This window comes from Streptomyces bobili (assembly GCF_002154575.1).
GTDB lineage: Bacteria > Actinomycetota > Actinomycetes > Streptomycetales > Streptomycetaceae > Streptomyces > Streptomyces bobili.
Genome location: NZ_MUBA01000650.1, coordinates 1 through 7723, shown reverse-complemented (window position 1 = coordinate 7723; position 7723 = coordinate 1). Strand labels below are relative to the sequence as shown.

Sequence of the window (7723 nt, the reverse complement as noted above, 5' to 3'; positions counted from 1 at the left end):
CGACCTGGCCCGCACCATCGGCCTCGACGTCCTCGGCCCCTGCGCCTCCGCCGCCCTGCTCGCCGCCGCGACCGGTGCCGACACCGCCGCCCGGCTCGCCGCCGAACCCGAGGCCGCCGCCCGCCTCGCCGCCCTCTGCGCGGGCCTGCCGCTCGCCCTGCGCGTCACCGCCGCCCGGCTGGCCGCCCGGCCCGGACCGCCGATCGCCGACCTGGCCGCCGAACTCGCCGACGAACAGCGCCGACTGGCCCTCCTGGAGGTCGACGACACCGGAGTCGCCGCCGCCCTCCACCTCACCCTGCGCACCCTCCCCCGGCACGCCACCGACCTGTTCAGCGGCCTCGGCGCACTGCCAGGACCCGAGGTGGACCGCTACGCCGCCGCAGCGATCGCCGCCACCACACCCGCCGCCGCTGCCGAGTCCCTCGCCCGCCTCGCCGACGCCCACCTGCTCACCGAACGCGCCCCCGGCCGCTACGCGATGCACGACCTCGTACGCCTCTACGCCCGCCGGCTCGCCGACAAGGCCGGGCAGGACGGCGCGGACCCCGACCTGCTGCCCCGCCTCCTCGACCACTACATCCGCGCCGCACTCGCCGCCACGGCCGCCGCCGAACCCGACGACCGGCCCTGCTGCGCCCTTCCCGACGACCCGCGCCCCGACCACGGCACCCCCCGCTTCACCGGCCGCGCCGACGCGTTCGCCTGGTACGCCGCCCAGCGCGAGAACCTCGCCGCCGCCACCGCCGCCGCCCGCACCGCCGGGTCCGACGAGCGGGCGTGGCGGCTGGTCGTGCTCCAGTGGCCGTACATCTGCGGCTACGTACGCGACGAATGGGCGCCCCTCCTCGAACAGGGGCTGGCCGCCGCCGTACAGGCCGGCGACCCGGACGCCGAGTCGAAGGTGCGGGCCCTGTACGGCTGGGTGCTCACCGAGGAGGGGCGGCTACCCGAGGCCCTCGCCCACCTGGAGCTGGCGCCCGGCCTCGCGGCCCGCGCCGGCGACCCGTGCAGCGAGGCCACCGCCCTGGTCAACCTCGCCATCGCCCTCGACCGCAGCGGCGTGGGCGACGCCTCGCTCGGCCACGTCGAGCGCGCCCTCGAACTGGCCCGCGCCGAGGACGACATCCTCACCGAACTGCTCGCCCTGGAGCAGCGGGCCGGCCAGCTCCTCGCCCGCGGCGACCACCACGGCGTCCTCGCCTGCACGGAACGCGGGCTGTCCCTCACCGGCGCCGGCAGCGAAGGCCTGGCCGTCCTGCGGCAGATCACCCTGCGCATCGCACGGGGCACCGCGCTGTCCGCGCTCGGCCGGCCGGAGCAGGCCCGCACCACCCTGCTGCAGGCCCGCGACGAGGCCGTGGCGCGGGGCTTCGACAAGGGCGTGCGGGAGGCGAACGCCCAGCTCGCGGGGTACGACGACGGAACGGCGACGAGGCGATAGCGCGGGAGCGACGAAACGGCGACCCCGACGGGCAATGTGGTCTCCAGACCGCACAAGCCACCTCCACGGGCATTCCGCCACCAAGCGGGAGCAGCCCGGCCATCACGGGGAAAACACCATCATGCGTATCGCACTCCGCAAGAACACCGTTCTCGCCCTCGCCGCCGCCGCGGCCCTCTCCCTCTCGCTGACCGCCTGCGACGGCGACTCCACGAAGGACGGCGCCTCGGGCACGAAGACGACGGGCACCTCCTCGAACGCCGCTTCCGGCTCGACCGGTGCCGCGGCCGGCGACTCGGGGGACGCGAACGCCGCGACGACCACCGACCAGAAGGCGTCCGGCGCCGGCGGCTCCACGGGGTCGAGCGGCTCGGGCGCGTCGGACGGTTCCGCCGACACGGCCGCCACGACCGCCCTGTGCAAGGCCAACGACCTCGACTTCACGTTCCTGGAGCGGCAGCAGGGCACCGAGTCCGCGCACCTCCTCATCACGGCCACCACCACGGGCCCCGCGTGCGTCCTCAAGGGCATCCCGATCGTCACGCCGGGCGAGATGAACGGCACCGTCCCGCATTCCAGCGACGACACCGCCGCCCAGCGCGTCGTCCTGAGCAGCGGCAAGAAGGCCTACTCGGCCATCGTCCTCGACCCGACGAAGCAGGGCGGCGACTCCTGGGACCTGGTCCGCATCGCCATGGACACCGGCGACACCGAGCCGGACTCCGGGAACCTGGTGACGCAGAAGCTGAAGAACAGCGTCACCTCCGGCCCCGACCTCGCCGTCACCAATTGGAACACCGCCAAGCCGTTCGACTTCTGAGCGCCGCGGCCGGCCGGGACGCCCGCCCCTCACCTCACGGCGTGACCTTCTCCCGCAGGGCGTCCACGTCCGTCACCGGCAGGTCGCACACGAAGCCCCGGCACACGTACGCGGTCGGCGCCCCGCCCACCAGGACCCGGTCCGCGAGCAGCGGGAACTCCTCACTGTCCGGCGTCCCGCAGGCGACCACCGCTCCCGGCGCGGTCGCCAGCAGCGCGGCGCGATGCAGCTCCCGAGTGGCGGGATCGTCCAGCGCCGGGCCGACGACGGCCACTTCGCGCGGCCCGTCGAGCAGCGCCTCGGCGGCGGCCAGCCCCCACCCGATGAACCGCGGCACCCGCGGGCCGAGCGCCTTCACGACGCCCAACGCCTTCTCCGCCGCGGAGCGGTGCGGCTGCGAACCGGTGTGGGCGGCGTACGACAGCAGCGCCCCGGCCGCCGCCGACCACCCGGAGGGCACCGCGTTGTCGGTCGGGTCCTGCGGACGCCGGATGAGCTGCTCGGCGTCGGACGCCGTGTCGTACAGCGACCCGGACTCCGGGTCGGTGAACCGCGCGAGGACGTGGTCGAGGAGGAACCCGGCGAAGTCCAGCCACACCCCCTCGCCCGTCACCCCGGCCAGCGCGAGGAAGCCCTCGGCCACGTCGGCGTAGTCCTCCAGGACGCCCGCGTTCGCGCCGGCCTTGCCGTCCTTGCTGGTCCGGGAGAGCCGCGCCTGGTCGTCGAGGTGCAGCCGGACGAGGAGGTCGGCGGCGGCGACGGCCGCGTCCACCAGGTCGGGCCGGTCGAAGTAGGCGCCGGTCTCGGCGAGCGCGGCGACGGCGAGGCCGTTCCAGGCGGCGACGACCTTGTCGTCCCGGCCGGGTGCGGGCCGCTCCGCGCGCACGGCCAGCAGCCGCGCCTTGACCGACGCGATCCTCTCGGCGTCGAACACGACGTCCTGCTGCGGCAGTTGCAGCACGGACGCACCCTCCTCGAAGGTGCCTTCCTCGGTCACCCCGAAGTAGGCGGCGGCGAGCGCCGCGTCCTCGGCACCGAGCGCCTCGGTGAGCTGCTCGGGCGTCCACACGTAGTACGCCCCCTCGACGTGCCGCCCGGTCCCGTCGTCACTGTCGGCGTCCAGCGCGGAGGCGAACCCGCCCTCGGCGGTGCGCAGTTCCCGCACCATGAAGTCGGCGGTCTCCAGCGCGACCCGCCGCGCCTGCTCCGACCCGGTGGACCGCCACAGGTGGGCGTACACGCGGCAGAGCAGCGCGTTGTCGTACAGCATCTTCTCGAAGTGCGGCACGATCCAGTCGCGGTCCACGGCGTACCGCGCGAAACCGCCGCCGAGCTGGTCGTAGATCCCGCCGCGGGCCATCCGCTCGCAGGTGTCCCGCGCCATCTGGAGGGCGCCGTCGGCCCCGGTGCGGGCGTGGTGGCGCAGCAGGAACTCGATCACCATGGACGGCGGGAACTTCGGCGCCCCGCCGAACCCGCCCCGCTGCGGGTCGTACTCCCGCGTCAGCCCCAGCAGCGCCTGCGCGAGCTGCTCCTCACCGGGCGCCAGGCTGTCGCCGTAGGAGATCTCGCGCCCGGCGAGGTCCCGCACGATCTTCCCGGCCACCTCGGCCACCTCGTCCCGCCGCTCCCCCCAGGCCTGCCGCACTCCCTCCAGCACCTGCCGGAAGGACGGCATGCCCTGCCGGGGCACGGGCGGGAAGTACGTACCGAAGTAGAACGGTTCGGCGTCCGGCGTGAGGAACACGGTCATCGGCCAGCCACCCTGCCCGGTGGCGGCCTGCACGGCCTCCATGTACACGGCGTCGACGTCGGGCCGCTCCTCCCGGTCGACCTTGACGCTGACGAAGTGCTCGTTGAGGTAGCCGGCGGTGGCCTCGTCCTCGAAGGACTCGTGCGCCATCACATGGCACCAGTGGCAGCTCGAGTAACCGACGCTGAGCAGCACCGGAACCCCCCGTCGGCGCGCCTCCTCGAACGCCTCCGTCGACCAGGGCCACCAGTCGACCGGGTTGTCGGCGTGCTGGAGCAGGTACGGGGACGTCTCATGGGCCAGTCGGTTCGCCATGGGTCCATCCTGCCGCAGGACCCGGCCCGCAACGCGTCAGGCGTCTCCCGGCCCGTGGGCCGCACGCCGTGCCCGGTGACCTGTGCCCTCACATCCCGCACGGTTCGCACCCTCGCGCCCGTGCGGCTGCCGCAGCACACTTGACCAAGGAACGCCGTGGCCGCCGGAGGGGGACGACATGCGGACCAGCCATCGGGTGGAAGCCGAGCGGCTGTTGGTACGGGCCGTGGAGGAGGAGGTGCGGCGTTCGGGTGGCCGTGCCGACCGGCAGGTGCTGATGACGAGGGCCCGGGGCGCGCTGGACGCGCTGGCGCGGACGGCCGCCGAGGAGTACGAGGCGTACACGCGGGCCCTGGAGGAGGCGGACGCCGGGAAGGTCAGCTTCGGGCAGCGGTACGCGCGTGAAGGGGGCGGGACTCCGCTGCTGGTGGCGGGCGTCGCGGCGGTGGCGACCGCCGTCGCCGACCTGGCGCTGGGGACCGGGCCGGGGGTCGCGCTCGGCGCGGGCGTCGCCGTCGGGGTCGTCGGTGCGGTGTCGACCGTGGTGAAGGTGGCCGGCACGCATCTGCCGGCCGCGCATCACCGCGCGGGCGCGGTCGGACAGCCCGGCGGCCCCGAGCAGTTGCGGCTGCAGTGGCTGACGGCCCTGGAGGTACGGGGGATCCGCCCGTTCCTCGACCAGCAGCGGGTGCTGAGCGCCACGACCGGGCCGAAGCGGCCGGGGCCCCGGTTGCGCGGCGCGGACAAGAGCGCGGCGGCCCGCGGGCGGACCGTGCTGGAGCAGTCGTACGGTCAACTGCCGGAGCCTACGGGGCCGTTCGCGGGGCGGCGGCAGGAGCTGGGGCGGATCCGGCAGTGGGTGCAGGCGGGCCGGGCCGGTAGCCGGACCCTGCCGACGGTGGTCGTCCTGCACGGCCCGCCCGGCAGTGGCCGCAGCACGCTCGCGGTGCGGGCCGCGCACGATCTCCGTGACCAGTTCCGCGGCGCGTGCGTGGTCGATCTGCGGGGCGACAGCGGCCGGGAGACACCGCTGTCCACCCGGGACGCACTGCTGCATCTGCTGAACCGGCTCGGCGCGCCGCGCGAACAGCTGCTGTTCCGTGAGCGTTCCTCCCCGGAGCAGCAGGTCAAGCGGCTCTCCGAGCTGTATCACCAGCATCTGACGGGCCTGCCCGTCACGGTGATCCTGGACGACGCCTCCGACCCCGAACAGGTCCGCGCGCTCGTCCCCGAACGTTCCGACAGCCTGGTCCTGGTCACCGCGCGGGCCCCGCTGAGTCTCCCCGCCGACCTGTCCGCCGAGGTGCACGAGCTGCCGGTACGGCCCTTGGAGGCGGCGGGCGCGGAGGAACTGCTCGGCGCGGCGGCGCAGGACAGTTCGGGGCCGTACGACGCCGCGTCGTCCGACCTGATCAGGGAGTTGTGCGGCGGGCTGCCGCTGGCGCTGCGGGTGGCCGGCTCCTCGCTGGGCCCGCGCTCCCCGCGCCGGCTGGCCGCGGACCTCGGATCGTACGGCCCGGTGGACCCGGTCGAACGCGCCCTGTGGCTGCGCTACACCGACCAGCCGGACGGGACCCGCCGGCTGCTGCGGCGGCTGGCGCTGGCCGGCCGTGCCTCACTCGGCGCCGCCGCCGCGGCGGCCCTGCTGGCGACCGACCGCGCCGAGGCGGTCCGTCATCTGACGGCGCTGACGCGGGCGGGCCTCGTCGACCACGTCCGCGGCGACCGCTACCGCCTGCACGACCTGGTGCGCGCCTTCGCGCAGGCCCGCCTCGTCGACGAGGAGGAACCCGCCGAGCGTACGGCCGCCCAGGAACGCCTCATCGTCAGCTACGCCGAGCTGGCCGACTCGGTGCTGCGCCTGGTCGACGGCAACATGTCGACCCGCTCGGACCGCTTCACCCCGCACGGCTTCACCTCCCTCGACGAGGCGCTGCGCTGGCTGGACGACGAGTCGAGCTTCATCACCGCGACCCTGCGGCACGCGGACGGCGTCGACCAGGCCGCCGTACAGAGCCTGCTGGGGGCCCTGTGCGACTACTGCCTGCTGCGCGGCGACCTCTACCGGCTCGGCGAGATCAGTGAGCTGGCCCAGTCCGTGGACCAGGATCTGCTGGTCCGGTCGGTGCAGTGGCGTACCGGCATCGCGGCCCGTCAGCTCGGCGAACTCGACCGGGCCCGGACCACGCTCAGTTCGGTCGTCGACCTGTATCTGCAGGCGCACCACGACGCGGGCGCCGCGCGGGCCCTGTGTTCGCTCGGTATCACCCTGCACCATCAGGGTCAGCTGGCGGAGGCGGCAGCCAGGCTGCGGGAGGCCCTCGGCCTCCAGGCCGCGCCCGAGCTGGCGACGGACCGGGCGTGGACGATGCACGCGCTGGCGGCGGTGGAGCGGGACCGGGCGCGGCTGCCCGAGGCCCTGGACCTGCTGCGCCGCTCCCTCGTCCTGCACCGGGAGGGCGGTTCCCTGCACGGTGAGGCGTGGGCGCACTACCAGCTGGGCCAGCTGCATCTGCGCCGCGGCGACGTCCCGCGCGCGGAGGGCGACCTGAACCGGGCCCTGGAGCTGTACGGCCGTACGCGTGACGCGCGGGGTACGGCGTGGGCGCTGACCCAGCTGGCCCGCGCCCGGCTGATCGCCGGTGACGCGTCGCCGGCGGCGGACGGACTGCGGCAGGCGGCGGCCCGGCACCATGACAACGAGGACGCTCGCGGCGAGGCCTGGACCGTGTACTACCTGGGCCTGGCGCTGGAGGAGTCGGGCGATCTCGACCGGGCGGTGCGGGGGCTGGAGCGCGCCAGATCCCTGTTCTCGCGCATGCGGGACGTGTACGGGCTGGCCTGCGCCCGTCACCACACCGCGCGGGTGACGCGGGACCAGCGGGCGGCGCAGACGGGCTCGCTGCGCAACTCCGGCTTCGCGCGCCAGCTTCTGGTGGACGCCCGCGCCGACTTCCAGCGGATCGGGGTCGCCCATGGCGAGGCGTGGACCTGTCTGGAGCTCGCGATCGTCGACGCGGGCAACACGCGTGCCCCGCAGGCGCTGGCCCTGTGCGACGAGGCGGCCGGCCTGTTCGCGTCGTACGGCGACCGCCGCGGCGAGGACTGGGCCCGCTTCCTGCGCTGCACGCTCCTGCCGTACGCGGCGCCGGGCGGTGTCGAGGTGGGCTCGGCGGTGGCCCAGGAGGAACTGAGCCGGCTGGCCGCCGCTCCTCATCCCCTGCGCGACACGAAACTCACCGAGTCCGTGGAGGCGTACGGGCTGCTGCTGGAGCGTGGCGTGCGTCTGGAGTCGGGCTGGCAGGCGTGGCGCCTGGGCCTGGTGCCGGGCAGGCACGCGCGTGAGGTGATGGGGGTGACGGTGGAGGGGGACTGAGCCTCGGGGGCGCGG

At 74.9% G+C, this 7723-nt stretch carries 3 protein-coding genes and 1 pseudogene; 3 read left to right on the top strand and 1 reads right to left on the bottom strand.

Annotation, left to right across the window (positions count from 1 at the left end; genetic code table 11):
* A pseudogene (locus BZL64_RS40005) lies at window positions 1-1444 on the top strand (AfsR/SARP family transcriptional regulator); the annotation flags it as partial.
* Window positions 1445-1565: 121 nt separating this feature from the next.
* Window positions 1566-2264, top strand: coding sequence for a DUF4232 domain-containing protein (locus BZL64_RS35555; RefSeq protein ID WP_086773182.1), 699 nt, complete (start codon window positions 1566-1568; stop codon window positions 2262-2264).
* Window positions 2265-2298: 34 nt separating this feature from the next.
* On the opposite strand, the gene BZL64_RS35550 is transcribed toward BZL64_RS35555, so the two are convergent.
* Complete coding sequence (locus tag BZL64_RS35550) at window positions 2299-4332, bottom strand: thioredoxin domain-containing protein (RefSeq protein ID WP_167396251.1); 2034 nt, start codon at window positions 4330-4332, stop codon at window positions 2299-2301.
* A 178-nt stretch (window positions 4333-4510) separates the two neighbouring features.
* On the opposite strand from BZL64_RS35550, the gene BZL64_RS35545 reads away from it, so the two are divergent.
* Window positions 4511-7708, top strand: coding sequence for a tetratricopeptide repeat protein (locus tag BZL64_RS35545; RefSeq protein ID WP_086773180.1), 3198 nt, complete (start codon window positions 4511-4513; stop codon window positions 7706-7708).
* Window positions 7709-7723 lie beyond the last annotated feature (15 nt).

What these genes read in the sequence shown, in the direction of transcription:
- BZL64_RS35555 (WP_086773182.1), top strand. Translation starts at nt 1,566, where the DNA reads ATGCGTATCGCACTCCGCAAGAACACCGTTCTCGCCCTCGCCGCCGCC.
- BZL64_RS35550 (WP_167396251.1), bottom strand. Translation starts at nt 4,332, where the DNA reads ATGGCGAACCGACTGGCCCATGAGACGTCCCCGTACCTGCTCCAGCAC.
- BZL64_RS35545 (WP_086773180.1), top strand. Translation starts at nt 4,511, where the DNA reads ATGCGGACCAGCCATCGGGTGGAAGCCGAGCGGCTGTTGGTACGGGCC.